The sequence below is a fragment of the Mameliella sp. CS4 genome, from assembly GCF_019392335.1.
Classification (GTDB): Bacteria; Pseudomonadota; Alphaproteobacteria; order Rhodobacterales; family Rhodobacteraceae; genus Antarctobacter.
Genome location: NZ_JAHXRQ010000002.1, coordinates 380,282 through 398,278, shown reverse-complemented (window position 1 = coordinate 398,278; position 17,997 = coordinate 380,282). Strand labels below are relative to the sequence as shown.

Genomic DNA, 17,997 nt, shown 5'->3' with positions numbered 1-17,997 from the left:
CAAGGACTGAGAACATGACCGGCAAGATCGTCATCCTGACCGGCGCCGGGCTGTCGGCGGAAAGCGGGCTGGGTACCTTCCGCGACGAAGACGGACTCTGGGCAAGGCACCGGATCGAGGACGTGGCCACACCCGAGGGGTTTGCCCGCAACCCCGCCCTAGTCCACGAATTCTACAACGCCCGTCGCCAACACTCCGCCAGCGCCACCCCCAATGCCGCCCACGAGGCACTGGCCCGCCTGCAACAGTATTGGCCCGGCGAGGTGGTGCTGGTCACACAGAACGTGGATGGGCTGCACGAAAGCGCGGGAGGCGAAGCGATCCACATGCACGGCACCCTGGCCGGGGCGCTCTGCGCCGCCTGTGGACATCGCTGGACCGCACCCGAAATGATGCAGCCCAAGGACCCCTGCCCTGCCTGCGCCGCGCCCGCAACGCGGCCGGACGTGGTCTGGTTCGGCGAGATCCCCTATCACATGGACGAGATAGCAGAACACCTGCAGGGCTGCGCGATTTTCGCCGCGATCGGCACCTCTGGCCAAGTCTATCCGGCGGCAGGTTTCGTCGTCGAAGCAGCCCTCGCCGGAGCGGAGACCGTGGAACTGAACCTGGAACGGACAGAGGTGTCACGGGCCTTTACACGGCACCACATGGGCAAGGCGACAGAGGTCGTGCCACCTTGGGTGGATAGTCTGCTGGCCCGTCAGGTGTAGGGCAGGCCCACAGGCCTGCCCCGGTCACATGTTCAGTTGCTGGCGCCCATTCCGGCGCCATGGCCCATTCCTGGGCTCATCCCTTGCATCGGCTGCCGTTCAAGGTCGACGGGGATTTCGACAACCATGTCGCCGGCCTTTTCAAAGGTCAGGGTCACGGTGACGGTCTTGCCCTGTTCCATCGGGCCTTTCAGCCCCATGAACATGACGTGATCGCCGCCACGTTGCAGCATATGCGCGCCACCGGCGGGCACGGGAAAGCCTTCCTCGACCTTCATCATGCGCATCACGCCTTCGCCCATGTCCTTGTGCGTGTGCAATTCGACCCGCACGGCGATGTCGGACTTGGCAGCAACCAGCCGGTCATCTTCCGCGCCGGTGTTTTCGATCATCATGAAGGCGGCACCGGCCTTGGCCAGCGGGCCAGAGCTGCGGGCGTAAGGGTCCTGGATGACGATATCGGCAAAAGCGGGCGTGGCAAGGGCCAGCGCGCAGGCGCCGGCAAAGAGGGTTTTCAGGGTCATTTCCATATCCTCGGGAATCTCTGTCAGTGATGTGATCTGTCTGTCAGAGAAAGGACGGAGGTCCCCGTGCCCGCGCCTGGGTCTTCGCCCGGCTGGATAGAATCGCTTCCGGCTCGCTCCAGTCGATCCTGCGCCAGGTCAGCGCAACGGCAGGCGGCAACGTGGTGGCACCGGTCTCGACGAACAGCACCGTTGCCGCATCCGGGCAGATATGCGGAGGCTCGACCGGTTGACCGTCCGCGTCCACGAGAACCGTCACGACGGTCAGACCGCGACAGATCACGATGCTCCCCGCCGGGTCCGCCTGCCCGCGCGCATAGGCTGCCGACAGGCCCGTGAGGGCCAGGGTCATCGCCAGCAAGACGCCTATGAAGGGACGGAGTTTCTGCATCGTTCCGGTGATATAGCCACCTTGAACAGGCACTCCAAAGCGACAAAAGGAAACAGCCCCGTGGCCTGAGCCACGGGGCTGTCTTCACTGTCCCTCAGGAAAGCTTCAGGCCTCTGCCTGTGCCTTCATGATCTCTTTCTTGACCTTCAGGGCGCGATCCGAAAGCTCGACGTCTTTCGCTTTGGCCAGGAATTTGTCCAGGCCGCCACGGTGGTCGACCGAACGCAGCGCATGCGCGGTGATGCGCAGCTTGATCCCGCGGCCCAGCGTCTCGGACTGCAGGGTCACGTCGTTCAGGTTCGGGAGATAACGCCGTTTGGTCTTGTTGTTGGCGTGGCTCACATTGTTGCCCACCATCGGGCCCTTGCCGGTCAGTTCGCAGACACGCGACATCGCTTCGTCCTCATCCACTGGTGGCAAGGCCTCTGCCCCGCCGGTCTCATCCTTGCAGCATACCCCGGTTCAACCGAACCGAGGACCCTGCCAATATCAAAGGGCGCCGCCCGTTTTGGTTATTCGGGGGGCGCCCGGAATCTGGTCTGACGGTGCATATGCAGATGCGCGGGCTTCGTCAAGTCCCTGTTCTACGCCTTTCGTCTCCTGGCCTCATCCCATCTGCAGGTAGTCGCGCAACAGCTCTTCTGCAGCGGCCGAGGGCGTCTGTCCGCCTGCCTCGACCTCGCGCGCAAGCGCCTCCATCGCGCCCTTGACCGGCTCCCGCTTCAGCCGGGCCAACAGGCGCTCTCGCACTTCGGCCTCGAACCAGAATCGCGCCTGTTCGGCGCGACGGCCTGCAAAATGCCCCGTCTCACGCCGCCATTCGGCGAGGGACTGCATCTCTTCCCAGGCAGTCTCAAGGCCCGAATCCTCCAGCGCCGAGACAGTCATCGCCTTTGGAAAGCCCTCGGGATCCTGCGGACGCTTGCGCAACAGGCGCAGCGCACCGGCGTAGTCCGCACATGTCCGCACGGCAGTTGTCTTGAGATCGCCATCGGCCTTGTTGACCAGCAGGATGTCGGCCATCTCCATGATACCGCGCTTGACCCCCTGCAACTCGTCGCCACCGGCGGGCGCCAGCAGCAGCAGGAAAAGGTCGGACATCTCCGCCACCATGGTCTCGGACTGGCCGACACCCACGGTCTCGATCAGCACCACGTCGAATCCAGCCGCCTCGCAGAGATCGATCGCCTCACGCGTGCGCCGGGCAACACCGCCCAGTTGCGACTGCGAAGGAGAGGGCCGGATAAAGGCGTTCTTGTCCCGACTCAAGCGCTCCATCCTGGTCTTGTCCCCCAGGATCGAGCCGCCAGAGCGCGCGGAACTGGGATCAACGGCCAGCACGGCGACCTTGAGCCCCTGCGCCGTCAGCATCATGCCAAAAGCCTCGATAAAGGTGGACTTGCCAACACCGGGCGTGCCCGACAGGCCGACGCGCAGCGCCTCGCGATCATGTCCCTTCAGCGCCTCAAGCAGCGCAAGGGCCTGCGCACGGTGATCCGGCCGCCCGCTTTCCACCAGCGTGATGGCGCGCGCCAGCGCCCGCCGTTCGCCCGCCAGGATGCGGGTCTTGAGATCCTCGATATCCATGTGCCCATTTCCCGCGCCCGCGTGGAAAAGTCCAGAGCCGCAACGTCGCTCTTGGGCCTCTGGCACGCCGCCCACTTTCCAAGCGCCCCGCGCTCGCCCATAACGCGGCCCATGACCAGACTGCCCATCGACGAGGCCCTGCCCGGGCTCATCTCTGCCCTGCGTGACCACTCCCGCGCGGTGCTGCAAGCCCCCCCGGGGGCGGGCAAGACGACGCGCGTGCCGCTGGCGATGCTCGACGCCAATTTGACGTCCGGCAAGATCGTCATGCTGGAACCCCGCCGCCTTGCCGCGCGCGCCGCCGCGCAACGGCTGGCGGAGCAGCTGGGCGAAGAGCCGGGCCAGACCGTCGGCTACCGCATCCGGGGCGAGTCGAAGGCCTCGAAATCCACCCGGATCGAGGTTGTCACCGAAGGCATCCTCACCCGCATGATCCAGTCCGACCCGGAATTGACCGGCATTGGCGCCGTACTGTTCGACGAATTCCACGAGCGGTCCCTGAACGCCGACCTGGGACTGGCGCTTTGCCTGGAAATCGCGGGCGCGCTGCGCGATGACCTGATCCTGCTGGCCATGTCCGCCACGCTGGATGCGCACCCCGTAGCCGACCTCATGCAGGCTCCTGTCGTGACTTCCGAAGGCCGCAGCCATCCGGTCGACACCCGCTGGCTGCCGCAGCCCCTGCCCAAGCGACAGAGATTCGACCAGGCAATGGCCGACCTGATCCTGCAGGCCCATGGCGAGACCGAGGGCGGCATCCTGGCCTTCCTGCCCGGCGAGGGGGAAATCCGTCGCACCGAGGCGTTGCTGAAACCGCGCCTTCCCAAGGACACGCATCTGCGCCCGCTCTTCGGCGCGATGGACCTCGCCGCACAGCGGGCCGCCATCCGCCCCGAAACGTCCGGACGCAAGCTCGTTCTGGCGACTTCGATTGCCGAAACCTCGCTGACGATCGAGGATATCCGCGTGGTCGTGGACGGCGGCAAGGCCCGCCGGGCGCGGTTCGACCCCGGCTCGGGTATGTCCCGGCTGGTCACCGAACGCGTTACCCGCGCCGAGGCGACCCAGCGTGCCGGTCGCGCGGGCCGTGTCGCACCCGGGATAGCCTACCGGCTGTGGACGAGGGGTGAGGAAGGTGGGCTAAGCCCTTATCCTCCTGCAGAAATCGAAGCCGCCGACCTGGCAGGGCTGGCGCTGGAAATCGCGCTCTGGGGCGCCGAACCCACGGAAATGCCATTTCTGACGCCGCCACCCGACGGCGCCTTCGCCGAGGCGCAATCCCTGCTCAGATTCCTGGGCGCGCTGGACGATGAAAACCGGATCACCGCGCACGGCAGGAACTTATCCACATTGCCGCTGCACCCCCGGCTTGCCCATATGATGAATCTGGGCGGCCCAAAAGCCGCAAATCTGGCTGCACTCTTGTCCGATCGCGATCCGCTCATAGGAGCATCCACAGACCTCGCCCTGCGCCTGGATGCGCTGCGCGATCCGCGCGGATTTTCGGACCGAAGACCCGAACAGATCAACCGTGGCGCCCTGGAACGCATCCGAACAGAGGCAAAACGCCTCTCGCAGAGCATCAGGACCCGTCAGAAACCCACTGGAAAATATCAGGATTTCAACGACGCGGAACTGGCGGCTCTGGCCTACCCGGATCGCATCGGGCTGCGCCGCAAGGGCGAGGCAGCCCGTTTTCAGCTCTCCGGTGGCAAGGGCGCGGTCATGGAAGATCACGACCCGCTGGCGGGCGAACGCCTGATCGTCGTCACGGATACCGATGGCAACCCGCGCGAGGCGCGCATCCGACAGGCCATCGCCATCTCGCTGTCAGAGGTTCGCGCACTCTTTGCCGACCGGATCGCATGGCAGGATCTCTGCGAATGGTCCAAACGCGACCGCCGCGTCATCGCCCGACAGCAGGAACGCCTGGGCGCCATCGCCCTGGATGACCGCATCTGGAAAGACGCCCCGGACGAGGTCGTGGCGCACGCCATGCTGGACGGCGTGCGCGACCTCGGGATCCCCATGTCGGAGGCCGCGCGACGCTTCACCGCGCGCGTGGCGCTGGCGCGCGACGCCGGGCAGGACCTGCCCGACATGTCGCCCGAGGCCCTGATGGAAACGCTCGAAGACTGGTTCCTGCCCTACCTGGCGGGCGTCCGTACCGCCGCCGACTGGAAACGCTTCGACCTGTTGCCGGCGCTGCGCGCGCAGCTGGACTGGACCCAGACCCAGGCGTTGGACGCCGCCATACCTGCGCATTTCACCACGCCGCTGGGGCGCAAGGTGCCCATCGATTATTCCGGCGAACATCCGGAAATCCAGTTGCGCCTGCAGGAACTCTTTGGCCAGACAACACATCCGATGGTGGGCCGTACCCCGCTGCGGATCACGCTTTTGTCGCCGGCTCAGCGCCCGGTGCAGACCACGATGGACCTGCCCGGTTTCTGGTCCGGCTCCTACGCCGATGTCCGCAAGGACATGCGCGCGCGCTACCCCAGGCATCCCTGGCCCGAGGACCCGACCGTGGCCGATCCGACGCTGCGGGCGAAACCGCGCGGCACATGAGAGGCGTGGCTGGCGGGTGGGCCGCTGACGCGCGCCAGCGCGGCAGTCGGGGCGCCTGACGGCGCGCCTCAGGCCCCCAGGCAGTAACGCATGATCGCCTTCTGCGCGTGCAGACGGTTTTCCGCCTCGTCCCAGATCACCGAATGCGGGCCGTCCATGACCTCGGAGGTCACTTCCTCTTCGCGGTGTGCGGGCAGGCAGTGCATGAACAACGCGTCCGGCTTGGCCGCTTCTATCAGCTTGGCGTTGACCTGGTAGGGACGCAGCATGTTGTGGCGCCGTTCCTTGGCGCTCTGCGCGTCGTGCATCGAGACCCAGGTATCGGCGACGATCAGGTCGGCGCCCTCGACCGCGCGCATCGGGTCGCGCTCGATGGTGACGGTCGCGCCCTCATTGCGCGCCCAGCCGACAAACTCCATTTCCGGGTCCAGCTGCACAGGGCCGGAAAAGGTCAGATCAAAGCCGAACTGACCGGCGGCATGCAGGAAGGAGGCGCAGACGTTGTTGCCATCACCGCACCAGACAACCTTCTTGCCCGCAATCGGGCCACGGTGCTCTTCAAAGGTCTGGATGTCCGCCATGATCTGGCAGGGATGGGTCCGGTCGGTCAGCCCGTTGATGACCGGCACGCTGGCATAGTCCGCCATCTCTTCCAGCACGGATTCGTCAAAGGTCCGGATCATGATCAGATCGACGTAGCGCGACAGCACACGGGCGGTGTCCGCGATGGTCTCGCCATGCCCCAGCTGCATTTCGCTGCCGGACAGCACCATGCTCTGCCCGCCCAGCTGGCGTACGCCTACGTCGAAGGACACGCGCGTCCGGGTCGAGGGTTTTTCGAAGATCAGCGCCACCATGCGGCCCGCAAGCGGCTGGTCGTCGTCGGGCGCGGCCTTCGGCCGGCCATTACGGGCGGATTTCATCGACTTGGCCTGGTCGATGATCGACCGCAACGCGGCCTTGTCGGTTTTGTGGATATCCAGGAAATGGTTCATATCATTGTTCTTCTTGCAATCCGGGGGCGCGACGGGCGCCACCCCCGATGTCCTTTCGGCCCGAAGGCTGTTTCAGGCAGAGAGCTTGGTGACGGCAGAGGCGGCGGCGTCAAGCCGGTTCAGCGCCTCGCCGATCTCGTCCTCGGTGATGTTCAGCGGCGGCAGCAGGCGCACGATATTGTCCGCGGCGGGGACGGTGATAACCTCGGCGTCATAGCCCGCCTTGACCACGTCCAGGTTCGTCAGCTTGCATTTCAGACCCAGCATCAGACCGCTGCCACGCACGCCTTCGAAAACATCCGGATGCGCCGCAACCAGCCCTTCCAGCTTTTGCCGCAACAGGCCGGCGCGGGCGCGCACGCCGTCCAGGAATTCCGGCTCGGACACGATGTCCAGCACCGCCTTGCCCACGGCACAGCCCAGCGGGTTGCCGCCGTAGGTCGACCCATGCGTACCGGCCGTCATGCCGCAGGCAGCCTCTTCCTTGGCCAGCACGGCGCCCAGCGGAAAACCCCCGCCGATGCCCTTGGCGACCATCATGATGTCAGGCTCCACCCCTGCCCATTCATGCGCGAACAGCCGTCCGGTCCGGCCCACGCCGCACTGCACCTCGTCGAGGATCAGCAGCACGCCCTTTTCGTCGCAAAGCGCGCGCAGTCCTTTCAGGCACTGGTCCGGCAGGACGCGGATGCCGCCCTCGCCCTGCACCGGCTCGATCAGGATTGCGCCCACGGTCTCGTCGATGGCCGCGTGCAGCGCGTCGTGATCGCCCCAGGGCAGGGTCTTGAACCCGCCCAGCACCGGTCCGAACCCCTTGACCATCTTCTCCGACCCCGAGGCCGCGATGGCCGCCGAAGAGCGACCGTGGAAACAGCCCTCGAAGGTCAGGATCGTGGTCTTTTCCGGCTGGCCCTTTTCGTACCAGTATTTCCGCGCCATCTTGACCGCCAGTTCGCAGGCCTCGGTGCCGGAGTTGGTGAAAAAGACCGTGTCGGCAAAGCTGGTCTCAACCAGCTTGTCCGCCAGCGCCTGCTGGTTTGGGATCTCGTAGAGGTTCGAGACATGCCAGAGCTTGCCGGCCTGGTCGGTCAGTGCCTTGACCAGGTCCGGATGCGCATGGCCCAGCGCGTTGACGGCGATGCCGCTGCCCAGGTCCAGGAATCGGCGCCCGTCTTCCTCTGTCAGCCAGCAGCCCTCGCCCTTCACGAAATGCAGGGGCGCGCGGTTGTAGGTGGGCAGAACGGAGGGGATCATGTCGCAGTCCTCGAAAGTGTGGAAGCCCGATTGGTGGCAAGGCCGAGGGGCCAAGTCAAGAAGGGCCATGTTTTGAAGGGAGAAAAGACGCAGGTGGGCACGCCCGATGCGGGGCGCGGGGAACGGTGAGCTCAGGCTCGTCGGGTTCGGGTCGCGTGCGTCATGCCGCGCTGTTAGACCGAGCCACGCAAAAAGGAAAGCCCCAATACTGTCCGCGCGTCACCCAAGATGCCGCAGACCGGGACGCGGCGGCGCGCTGTCGGGCAACCGGATGTCATGGACGAGGCCCAGCCGGGCCAGTGCCTGGATCAGGCGAAAGCCCGGATCCGCCTGTCCACGACCAAGGCCCAGCCGCGCCGAATGCGGAAAGGCATGGTGGTTCCCCTGCCAGTTTTCACCAAAGGTGAGCGCGCCGAAACCCGGCAGGTTGTAACCCTGCACCGGCAGACCGTCGATCCGCCAGGTCTGCTCTCCGCCCCTGTGGGCCGCATGGCCGATGGCCCAATGTCCGGTCAGCGATACCACGACCCGAAGGGACACGCCCCACAGCACCCAGGACCAGCCGCCCATTGCATAGAGGACAAGCGCCAGGGGCAGTTGCTGTGCCCACCACGTCCTCTCCATCCAACGGTAGACGGGGTCGGAAAGGACCTCCGGCTCGATCTCGAACACCGGGGGGTGATCCAGCCGATAGCCGCAATGCAATTGCCACCAGGCGTCGCGCAGCGGCCCGGCCCCGTGCGAAGGGTGCGGCGGGCAGCGCCACTGCCGCTGGTGCCAATCCCGCATGTCGTGCGCCCGGATCATGCCAAAGGGACCGGCCATGCCGACCAGAATGCCCAGCCAGACCAGCAGGTATTCCAGGGGCCGGGCCGCCTTGAAACTGCGATGGATCAGCAGGCGATGCATGCCGACGGAATGGCCCGCGCAGATCGTGACCACCGTCAGAAACAGGAAGGCCGCGAACCCGCCCAAGAGGGAAACAGCGTAACAGCGGCCGGCCCGCCGGCGGCATTGGCAAACCACCAAAGCGACTTGAACGGGGCCCAGTGGATGCGACCGGCACATGGGGCGGTCTCAGGCAAGGGCCTGACCCGTTCGCTTGCCACGACATCTGTCGGCATCGTCGGCGTCTCGTGGCCAGTCCGCACCACCATTTGCATCTTGTCCGTTCGCCCTTGCCGTTGTCGCACCACCGCAGGGTCACTCAGGCTCGCCCGTCCCTGCAAGTCGGGGATTGCATCGGCGCGAGGTCAAATGCCCTGTTCCCAACGCATCTCCAATTGCAGACGGCATTGCGTGGCACAGCGGTCACGGCTAGCGTCGCCATCATGACAGCGCCTCTCATCGACAACCTTCAGTATTGCAGCTTCTCGGAAAAGGTCTTTCGCCAGCTTCGCGCGGGCGGGGTGGACGCGATCCATGTGACCATCGCCTACCACGAGACGTTCCGCGAGATGGTGCTGAACCTGGAACGCTGGAACCGATGGTTCGAACGCTTTCCCGATCTCATCATGCGCGGCACCACTGCCGATCATGTGCGCGACGCGCAGGAGACAGGCCGCACCGCCGTCTTCTTCGGCTTTCAGAACCCCTCGCCCATCGAGGACGACATCGGCCTGGTCGAGATCGTGCACCAGCTTGGCGTGCGCTTCATGCAACTGACCTACAACAACCAGTCCCTGCTGGCGACCGGCTGTTACGAGGAAGAGGATATCGGCCTGACCCGCATGGGCCGCGCCGTAGTGGCAGAGATGAACCGCGTCGGCCTGGTCATCGACATGAGCCATTCCGCCGAACGCTCGACTCTGGAGGCGATCGACCATTCCACCCGCCCCATCGCCATCACCCACGCCAATCCCGGCTGGTGGCATCCCGCCCTGCGCAACAAGTCTGACGAGGTGCTGCGCGCGCTGACCAATTCCGGCGGGATGCTGGGGTTTTCACTCTACCCTCATCACCTGGCGGGCGGTACGAACTGTTCCCTCACCGGGTTCTGCGAGATGGTGGCAGAGGCCGCCGACCGCTACGGGGCGGAAAACCTCGGGATGGGCAGCGATCTGTGTCAGGATCAGCCGGACAGCGTGGTCCAATGGATGCGCGTTGGCCGCTGGACCAAGGACGTGGACTATGGCGAAGGCTCTGCCACTGCCCCCGGGTTCCCGCCCATGCCGGACTGGTTTCAGGACAACCGCGACTGGGACAACATCCGCGACGGGCTGCGCGAGATCGGCTTTTCCCGGGCCGAGACCGAGGGCATCCTAGGCGGCAACTGGCTGCGCTTCTATGAAACGAGCTTTGGCCCGGCCTGACCCGCCCGAAAAGGAAATCAAATGAAAGCCATGCTCTACGAGGCCTTCGGCGCCACGCCGAAGATCACCACCCTGCCCGATCCCGCCCCCGCGCCGGGCGGCGTCGTGCTGAAGGTCGAGGCGACGGGCCTTTGCCGCAGCGACTGGCACGGATGGATGGGCCATGACCCGGATATCGAACTCCCACATGTGCCCGGGCATGAACTGGCGGGCACCGTCGCGGCAGTTGGTGAGGGCGTGACCCGTTGGACCGAAGGCGATCGGGTGACGGTCCCCTTCATCTGCTCCTGCGGCACCTGCCCGGAATGCCACGCAGGGCACCAGCAGGTCTGCGACAACCAGTTTCAGCCCGGGTTCACCCACTGGGGCAGCTATGCCGAATACGTCGCCCTGCCACAGGCCGACCTGAACCTCGTCGGGCTGCCGCCCGACATGGGCTTTGACACCGCCGCCAGCCTCGGCTGCCGCTTTGCCACCAGTTTCCGCGCCGTGGTCGACCAGGGGCAAGTCTCCGGCGGCGAATGGGTCGCCGTACACGGCTGCGGCGGCGTGGGCTTGTCTGCCATCATGATCGCGCGGGCGATGGGGGCGCGTGTCCTTGCCGTGGACATAGACGCGGCCAAGCTGGACCTGGCGCGCAGCATGGGCGCCACGGCGGTGGTGGACGCGCGCGCCGCCCACGTCCCGGAGGCGGTGCGCGACCTGACACAGGGCGGCGCGCATCTGTCGATCGATGCGCTGGGCCACCCGGACACCTGCGCCAACTCGATCCTGGGCCTGCGCAAGCGCGGGCGTCACGTGCAGGTCGGCCTGCTGCTGGGGGACCAGAGCCGTCCACCCCTGCCGATGGATCGCGTGATCGGCTGGGAGCTGGAAATCCTCGGCAGCCACGGCATGCAGGCACACCGTTATGGCGCCATGCTGGACATGATCGCCAGCGGCGCCCTGTCGCCGGACCAGCTGGTCGGAGACCGGATCAGCCTTGACGAGGCGGTGACTGCTTTGGTGGACATGGACAGCTTTCAGGCGCGCGGCGCCACGGTCATCACCCGGTTCTGACCCTAGCCGCGCAATTCTTCGCGCACCTGCATCAGGATCTCGCCCAACCGGTTCAGCCCCTGCCCGTCCGGCCCGCACCCCAGTAGGCATCCATCGGCGCGTTTTCGACGATCTGCGCATCCCCCGTGGACAAGAGCAGGTCGCGCGGCCCCCGGTGCAGGGTGAACTTGTCCCGCACCGCGTCCAGCATGATGCCGTCCTTGACCTCTTCCCAATCGTCGCGCAGCGGGATCTCGCGGCTCATGCCCAGCGACTTGGCCCGTTTCGGACGCGAACACAGGCGGATGCGTTCGCGGTGGGCGATGTCGTGGAACTTCATCGCCTGGAAATAATGCTCGACCGTGCGCCACCACAGGCCGTCCTTCTCCACGCCATAGGGCGCGAAGTTCGAGAACTCGGCGTAGGGGTCGGGCTGGGCATAGAAATAGATCGTGTCGGTCATGCGGTCAGAAACCCCGGAATCGCCCGCCTGGCCAGTCAGGTATTCCCGATCTGGCGTCAGGCTTCAAAGGTGGCGATGGCCCGCAGGAAGATCGCCGCGCCGATCCCGATCAACTCGTCGGGAAAGTCATAGTCGGGGTTGTGCAGGGCCGGCGCGCCCTCGCCAGCGCCCAGAAAGAACATGGCTGAGGGCATCACGCTGCCGAACAGCCCGAAATCCTCGGAGGCGCGCATGGGCACGGCGGCATCCTTGCGCGGCAATCCATCGACCGCATGTTCCAGCAGGGCCACCGCCTCGGGCGCGTTCACACAATGGCCAAAGGCCTCGTGCACCGAGATTTCAGTGCCAAAGCCCCGTGCCGCGCCCGCGATCATGCCCCGTGCCTCGGCCTCCAGATCAGCCATCCGGTCATCCAGAAGAGTCCGCAGGGTGACATAAAGCTCGGCCTCGCCGGGGGCCACGCCAAAGGCGGGCACGCCCAGCCGGGCATGGGTCACGGTGGCCAGCCGGAACCCCGGGTCGTCGGTCGGCAGTTCACGGCTGAGCCCCGCCAACCCTGGGATCAGCGCGGCCAGCGCCGCGCCGGGCGACTGGCCGGTCTCGGGCTGCGAGGCATGGGCGGTGCGCCCGCTCAACCGCACGCGCAATCCGCGCGAGGCACAGTTGACCGGCCCCTCTCTCAGGGCCACGGCGCCCAGCGGCAAACCGGGCAGGTTGTGCAGCGAAATCGCCATCCGCGCGCCCAGCGCGGCAAAGCGCGGGTCCTCCAGCACCGCCCGCGCGCCCGCGCCGGTTTCCTCGGCGGGCTGGAACAGAAGGATCACCCGACCATTGGGCGGGGTCCGCGACAGGCCCTGTGCCACCGCGTGCAGGATCGCCATGTGCCCGTCGTGGCCGCAAAGATGCGCGACCCCCGACAGCTCCGAGCGCCAGGCGGGTGTGCCGGTTTCCTCGATCGGCAGGGCGTCCAGTTCACACCGGATCAGCAGGCCCCCGTCACCCCTGCCAAAGACCGCCGCCACGCCGGTGCCACCCAAACCGGTGACGACCTCGGCCGCGCCCAGCGCCCGCATCTCTGCGGCGATGCGAACGGCGGTGGCGTGTTCGGCCCCGGACAATTCCGGCGCCCGGTGCAGGGCATGCCGCAAGGACCGCGCCCGGTGCACCACACTTGTGTCGATCACATCCGCTGCGGACATGCCTCCCCCCCTGCCGATGCGACAGCCTTTCACGGCGCGCGCCCCGGATGCAAGTCCGGCAGGTCTTCCCAGCTTGCGATCTTGCTGGCACAGTCGTCGCATGAAGGATCTCGTCAGCCCCTCGCCCCGGACCGGACTGCGCCCGCCGTCGCAGGTGATGCGCCTGCACCGCATGGGCGCCAGCTTTCCCACGCGGTTGAGTTTTCTACGCGTTCTGACCCGACGCCTGGCCGCCGAAGGCGCCAGGCTGCGGCGCCCGGTCTGGAACATCGGCGCCGATGGATATGGCCACGCGGTCTACACGATTGCATTGGGCGGGCACGATTACAGCCTTGTCGCCGTCTCGACCCACCTGCCCGACGAGATGCGCACCGACCGCGTGATCGCGACGGCCTGGGACACCGCCTATGTCCTTTACGACGGTGTCCCTGACGATGATGAAATCGCCCGCATCTGCGCCGCCGCCCCCCAGCAGGAGGCCGCCCGCTATACCGAACGAGATCTGGTGTTGTCGCGCGCGAACAAGTCCGTCCGGCTGTTTTCCCACGTGGTCGAGCGGTTGCGCACGGGCCAGCAACCGGACGCGAAGCTGGTCAACCGCGTCGGCTACCTGATGCGGACGACGGCGGTCTACGGCAATGGCAAGTTCGGCATCGCCGACCGGGGGCTGATCGCCGACCGCCCCGGGATCGAGGGGGCTTTTGCCGCCGAGATGCTGACCGTCTGGATGATCCGCAGCTTTACCCACGACCTTGTCGAACACCTGGGCGGCGCAACCTTGGACCCGGCCCTGAAACGGCATCTTGGCATCGGCAATTCCACCGGGCTTGGAATGGCGCCTTTCCTGGTGTCGCATCCCGTTCTGCTGAACAACTGGGTGCAGGCGCGGGAAACCGCCCTGGCCCGCGTCCGCAACCTGCCGGCGCTAACACCCGAACAACACGCCCGGCTGATCCCCCTGTGCGACCGCGTTTCCGCCCACCTTGAGGAATGGCAAGTACCCGATCCGCACCACCAGGCCCGGATCGACCTGGTCCGGGCCGAATGGCCTGCATTGCGAGGTTTTGTAGAGGACTTGCCCATCGACGCGCCCATCGACGCGCTGATCCGCCGGTCCGAGGCGTACTCGGTGGATACGCAGGAACTTTGCGTTGCGCTGGCGCTGGAACCCTTCGGTGACATCGTAGACGAGCTTGCCGCTGGCATGACGGACCCGGTGGGTCCGCCGGCCCAGGGATTTGACAACGCCCAATCCTTGCGCCGCGCGATCGAGATGCATTTCGACTGGGTGCTGCAGATGGATTTCGACGAGACCGCCCAGCAGCGCCGGTTCTGGTACGTCTCTGAGGAAAAGCTGGAACCCCGGCTGGGCGATCGGTTCGACGACCCCGGCGCGGAGCGGGAAAGCCCGCTGGACATCGCGCGGCGCGTACAGGCGCTCTGGCGCGCGCTGGAAGGGGTCACGGACCTGCGCGCCTTTCGCGCCGCCCGTCCCGAACACGAACTCGCCCTCGCCCGGGTCGCCTGCCTTTCTTCGCATCCCTATGCCGAGATCCGCGACAACCTGATCGCCGAGAGCTGCCTGCCCATCGACATGCTGCGCAGCAAGCTTGCCTTTTTCGGCGCCACCAAGTTCGATCCGAAATCCGATCGCTGGACACGGATTACCCTGGCCCAGGGCGCCCCTTTGCCAGAGGACCTTGGAACCGCGCGGGCCGATGACTGGTGGCTCGCGGGGTACGTTGCATGAGCTATTCCGCCAATGAGATCGCCGCCCTGGCCCAGAAGGCCGCGCGCGGCGCCGGGTTCCCGCCGCAACAGGCGCAGGTCTTTGGCGCCGCAACGGTCCAGTTCCTCGCCGGAGGCGGAGAGGCCCAGGCCCTGCTTGACGCGCTTGCCGATCCCGCTGACAGCCCGATCCTGCGCCTTCCTCTGCTGGTCGAGGACATTCAGCGCGCCGTGGGTCTTGCCGGTCCACAGATCACCCTCACCCTGCAACCGGGGGACGAGGCCCTTGCCCCGGCCTATGCCCGGCTGGCCGCCGTGCCGATCACGCGGGCCGAGGTGGGCCAAAGCGAGGATGGTTTGCCCCAGCTTTGCCTGGAAACCGACCCGAACCGGGACAGGGCCGCCCCCCTGCCCCCGCGCATCGAGGCGAGCGCGCCTCTGGTGGATCACCTGTCCATCCTCGCGGCGCGGACCTATGTCCCGGCATCGGACAGCTCGCGCAGCGCTGGCGCAGGGGCGGGCGACATAGACAACGACTAAAACGGGACCGCCCGGCGCATTTTTCTTGCCGGATCATCGTTGCCGGATCAGTGTTTCACGTCGGCACAGTTCCGTACCGCTTTCTTCTTGAAGGGATTTACGATGAGACTGATTTTCGCCGGGCTTCTTGCGCTCTGCGCGGCCCTGCCCGCCCTGGCTCAGGACTACCCCGGAACCTACCGCCTGCAGACAATGTTCCAGGCGCCCGAGAACAAGTGCTTTGAAGGCAACCGTTTCGCACCGGACGCAACCTTGGGCGGTGCCGCCTTCATGGACACCTGTCAGAATGTTTCCGGCCAGCTCTGGCGGATCGAATCCGCCGGTGGTGGCTGGTACCGGCTCAAGACGCTGTTCCAGGGCGACGGCAAATGCCTGGAGGGCAACCGTTTCGCGCCTGACTCGACTCTGCGCGGTGCCGCCTTCATGGACACCTGCCAGAACGTGTCCGGGCAGCTCTGGCGCTTTGAGACCGCCGGCGACGGCTGGGTCCGTCTCAAGACACAGTTCCAGGGTGACGGCAAATGCCTGGAGGGCAATCGCTTTGCGCCGGACTCGACGCTGGGCGGCGGCGCTTTCATGGACAACTGCCAGAACGTCTCGGGTCAGCTGTGGAAATTCGTACCCGCCGGAAACTGACCCCTCATGACCGCGGGGCGCCGCTTGCCCATTGCGGCGGCCCGTGCTTCTCTCCGGCCAAATTCAGGAGAGTTCCCATGCCCCATCCCTTGCTGACCCAGGCCGATATCGAAGACTACCAGCGCGATGGCGTGGTCGTGGTGCGCGGCCTCTGGGCCGACCAGGTCGATACCCTGCGCGCCGGGGTTGCCCGCAACATGTCAGAGCCGGGCCCCTACGCGGCGGAAAACCTCAAGGACGGTGAGGCCGGTCGCTTCTTCGACGATTACTGCAACTGGCAGCGCATCCCCGAGTTCGAAGAGGTGATCCGCACCTCACCCGTGGCCGAGGTCGCCGCCGACCTGATGCGGTCGGACAGCGCGCAGCTGTTCCACGATCATGTCCTGGTCAAGGAACCGGGCACATCAAAGCCCACGCCCTGGCACCAGGACGGCCCCTATTACTTTGTCGATGGCCTCCAGACCGTCAGTTTCTGGAGCCCGCTGGACCCCGTGACCGAGGCCACCCTGCGCTGCGTCGCCGGATCGCACCTCTGGGACAAACCCGTGTTGCCGACGCGCTGGCTGTCCGAGGAGAATTTCTATCCCGACGCCGATGCCTATATGCCGGTGCCGGATCCGGACGCCGAGGGCATGGAGGTGCGCGAATGGGCGCTGGAGCCGGGCGACGCCGTGGCCTTCAACTTCGGCGTGCTGCATGGCGCGCGCGGCAATGACAGCCCGACGCGGCGCCGTGCCTTCTCGCTGCGGCTGGTGGGCGATGACGCCCGCTATGTCACTCGCCCCGGCCCCACCTCGCCGCCTTTTCCCGGCCACGACATGGCAGAGGGCCAGCGCCTGCGCGAAGATTGGTTCCCAGTTCTGTTCCGCCGCGCGACGACCTGAGACCGCCCAACACACCCCAGACCGCCCAACGCGCCCGCTGCCTGGCATCTGTCCCCAATGGTCTGTTTCCCGGAGCCGTCCATCGCTTGATGCCGAAAAGAGGCAAAGCCGCGGGGCCTGCAAGGGGGCGCAGCCCCGCCAGAGGCGGCTTGCCCTTGCTGGGCCCGCTGATTTGCCTCAGGCAGCAAATCAGCGATGAACGGGTTCGGGAAACAGACCCGGGCCTGTTTCCTGGTGAGTCCGGAAGCGGAGCCCGCCGCGGGCGCTCTCAGGCGAACGGGTCGTCCGGATAGCCCACACCCATCAGGCTCAATCCGTCCGGTGGACAAACCGGCCCGCAGGCGGCGCGTGACCGTGCCTCAAGGGCCGTCCTCACGTCCTCCGGCGCCCAGGCGCCGGCGCCGACCCGTTCCAGGGTGCCCACGATGGACCGCACCTGGTTGTGCAGGAAACTGCGGGCCCGCAGGAAGAAGTGCACTTCGGGTCCGGCCAGGCCCTCGGCCCGCCTGATGGTGATTTCGTCCATCGTCTTGATCGGCGATTTCGCCTGGCACATGACCGAACGAAAGGTGGTAAAGTCCTGCCGGCCCAGCAGGTGAATGGCGCCTGCGCGCATCGCCTCGACATCCAGCGCGTGGTTGACCCGCCAGACCTGCCCCGCCTCCAGGGTCGCGGGCGCACGCCGCATCAAGAGCCGGAACAGGTAGCGCCGCTCGACCGCCGAAAAGCGCGCGTGCCAGTCGTCGGACACCGAGGCCGCCGCCCGGATCGCCACCGGCTGCGGCTTGAGGTGAAAGTTCACCGCCTCGGACAGCCGGAAGGGATCCCAGTCCTTGTCCATGTCGCAATGGGCCACCTGCCCGCGCGCATGCACACCCGCATCCGTGCGCCCCGCAGCGGCAATGGTATGCGCGCGCGGTTCCAGCCGGGCCAGGGCCGACTCGATGGCCCCCTGGACCGAAGGCTGATCCGCCTGCCGCTGCCAGCCCGCGAAGGGGCGGCCGTCATATTCCACCAAAAGCGCATACCTGGGCATGACGCGCCTCCTAGCCGCACACCGGGCCAAGGGCAATCCCGCCGGGGATGCCCGCGCGTGGCAAGACGGGGATGGGTGGGCGGGAGGCGCGCCGCGCGCGGGGCGCAACATTGCCCACATTCCCCC

The 17,997-nt window shown here is 66.5% G+C and carries 18 protein-coding genes; 8 read left to right on the top strand and 10 right to left on the bottom strand.

Annotation, left to right across the window (positions count from 1 at the left end; all coding sequences use genetic code 11):
• Positions 1-14: 14 nt before the first annotated feature.
• Positions 15-713, top strand: coding sequence for an NAD-dependent deacylase (locus KZZ07_RS05305; protein ID WP_219512706.1), 699 nt, complete (start codon positions 15-17; stop codon positions 711-713).
• Positions 714-745: 32 nt separating this feature from the next.
• Here KZZ07_RS05305 and KZZ07_RS05300 read toward each other — a convergent pair whose 3' ends face one another.
• From KZZ07_RS05300 to meaB, 4 genes are all read right to left on the bottom strand, one after another.
• Positions 746-1,237, bottom strand: coding sequence for a copper chaperone PCu(A)C (locus KZZ07_RS05300; RefSeq protein WP_219512705.1), 492 nt, complete (start codon positions 1,235-1,237; stop codon positions 746-748).
• A 43-nt stretch (positions 1,238-1,280) separates the two neighbouring features.
• Complete coding sequence (locus KZZ07_RS05295; RefSeq protein WP_219512704.1) at positions 1,281-1,628, bottom strand: hypothetical protein; 348 nt, start codon at positions 1,626-1,628, stop codon at positions 1,281-1,283.
• A 105-nt stretch (positions 1,629-1,733) separates the two neighbouring features.
• Positions 1,734-2,021: a 50S ribosomal protein L28 gene (rpmB, locus tag KZZ07_RS05290; protein ID WP_043136807.1), complete on the bottom strand. Its 288-nt coding sequence runs from the start codon at positions 2,019-2,021 to the stop codon at positions 1,734-1,736.
• A gap of 213 nt (positions 2,022-2,234) precedes the next feature.
• The gene (meaB, locus tag KZZ07_RS05285; RefSeq protein WP_219512703.1) at positions 2,235-3,215 is read right to left on the bottom strand and encodes a methylmalonyl Co-A mutase-associated GTPase MeaB; all 981 of its coding nucleotides are present in this window, start codon (positions 3,213-3,215) and stop codon (positions 2,235-2,237) included.
• A 111-nt stretch (positions 3,216-3,326) separates the two neighbouring features.
• Here meaB and hrpB point away from each other — a divergent pair, with 111 nt between their 5' ends.
• On the top strand, positions 3,327-5,786 hold the full coding sequence (hrpB, locus tag KZZ07_RS05280; protein WP_219512702.1) for an ATP-dependent helicase HrpB: 2,460 nt from the start codon (positions 3,327-3,329) through the stop codon (positions 5,784-5,786).
• Between the two features lie 68 nt (positions 5,787-5,854).
• Here hrpB and argF read toward each other — a convergent pair whose 3' ends face one another.
• From argF to KZZ07_RS05265, 3 genes are all read right to left on the bottom strand, one after another.
• Positions 5,855-6,781: an ornithine carbamoyltransferase gene (gene argF / locus KZZ07_RS05275; RefSeq protein ID WP_219512700.1), complete on the bottom strand. Its 927-nt coding sequence runs from the start codon at positions 6,779-6,781 to the stop codon at positions 5,855-5,857.
• Between the two features lie 72 nt (positions 6,782-6,853).
• Positions 6,854-8,035, bottom strand: a complete 1,182-nt coding sequence (locus tag KZZ07_RS05270) for an aspartate aminotransferase family protein (protein WP_219512698.1) — start codon at positions 8,033-8,035, stop codon at positions 6,854-6,856.
• A gap of 219 nt (positions 8,036-8,254) precedes the next feature.
• Positions 8,255-9,010: an acyl-CoA desaturase gene (locus tag KZZ07_RS05265; RefSeq protein ID WP_255564160.1), complete on the bottom strand. Its 756-nt coding sequence runs from the start codon at positions 9,008-9,010 to the stop codon at positions 8,255-8,257.
• A 356-nt stretch (positions 9,011-9,366) separates the two neighbouring features.
• On the opposite strand from KZZ07_RS05265, the gene KZZ07_RS05260 reads away from it, so the two are divergent.
• Both KZZ07_RS05260 and KZZ07_RS05255 read left to right on the top strand, forming a co-directional pair.
• Positions 9,367-10,347 carry a membrane dipeptidase gene (locus KZZ07_RS05260; protein ID WP_219512696.1) on the top strand — a complete coding sequence of 327 codons (981 nt, stop codon included), beginning with the start codon at positions 9,367-9,369 and terminating at the stop codon, positions 10,345-10,347.
• A gap of 21 nt (positions 10,348-10,368) precedes the next feature.
• Positions 10,369-11,406 carry a zinc-dependent alcohol dehydrogenase family protein gene (locus KZZ07_RS05255; RefSeq protein ID WP_219512695.1) on the top strand — a complete coding sequence of 346 codons (1,038 nt, stop codon included), beginning with the start codon at positions 10,369-10,371 and terminating at the stop codon, positions 11,404-11,406.
• Between the two features lie 52 nt (positions 11,407-11,458).
• Here KZZ07_RS05255 and ybiA read toward each other — a convergent pair whose 3' ends face one another.
• Positions 11,459-11,848 (bottom strand): riboflavin biosynthesis intermediates N-glycosidase, encoded by a 390-nt coding sequence (gene ybiA, locus KZZ07_RS05250; protein ID WP_255564159.1) that lies wholly within the window; start codon positions 11,846-11,848, stop codon positions 11,459-11,461.
• Between the two features lie 56 nt (positions 11,849-11,904).
• On the bottom strand, positions 11,905-13,047 hold the full coding sequence (locus KZZ07_RS05245; protein WP_219512694.1) for an amidohydrolase: 1,143 nt from the start codon (positions 13,045-13,047) through the stop codon (positions 11,905-11,907).
• Positions 13,048-13,147: 100 nt separating this feature from the next.
• On the opposite strand from KZZ07_RS05245, the gene KZZ07_RS05240 reads away from it, so the two are divergent.
• The 4 genes from KZZ07_RS05240 (at position 13,148) to KZZ07_RS05225 (ending at position 16,835) form a co-directional block, all read left to right on the top strand.
• Positions 13,148-14,797 (top strand): hypothetical protein, encoded by a 1,650-nt coding sequence (locus KZZ07_RS05240; RefSeq protein ID WP_219512693.1) that lies wholly within the window; start codon positions 13,148-13,150, stop codon positions 14,795-14,797.
• A complete protein-coding gene (locus tag KZZ07_RS05235; protein WP_219512692.1) occupies positions 14,794-15,315 on the top strand; it encodes a hypothetical protein in 522 nt (173 codons plus the stop codon). Before KZZ07_RS05240 ends, KZZ07_RS05235 begins: the two co-directional genes overlap by 4 nt.
• A gap of 102 nt (positions 15,316-15,417) precedes the next feature.
• Entirely contained in the window at positions 15,418-15,951 is a 534-nt protein-coding gene (locus KZZ07_RS05230; protein WP_219512691.1) for an RICIN domain-containing protein, read from the top strand.
• A gap of 77 nt (positions 15,952-16,028) precedes the next feature.
• On the top strand, positions 16,029-16,835 hold the full coding sequence (locus tag KZZ07_RS05225; protein WP_219512690.1) for a phytanoyl-CoA dioxygenase family protein: 807 nt from the start codon (positions 16,029-16,031) through the stop codon (positions 16,833-16,835).
• A gap of 268 nt (positions 16,836-17,103) precedes the next feature.
• Here the strand turns inward: KZZ07_RS05225 and truA are convergent, their stop codons facing one another.
• A complete protein-coding gene (gene truA / locus KZZ07_RS05220) occupies positions 17,104-17,871 on the bottom strand; it encodes a tRNA pseudouridine(38-40) synthase TruA (RefSeq protein WP_219512688.1) in 768 nt (255 codons plus the stop codon).
• Between the last annotated feature and the right edge of the window lie 126 nt (positions 17,872-17,997).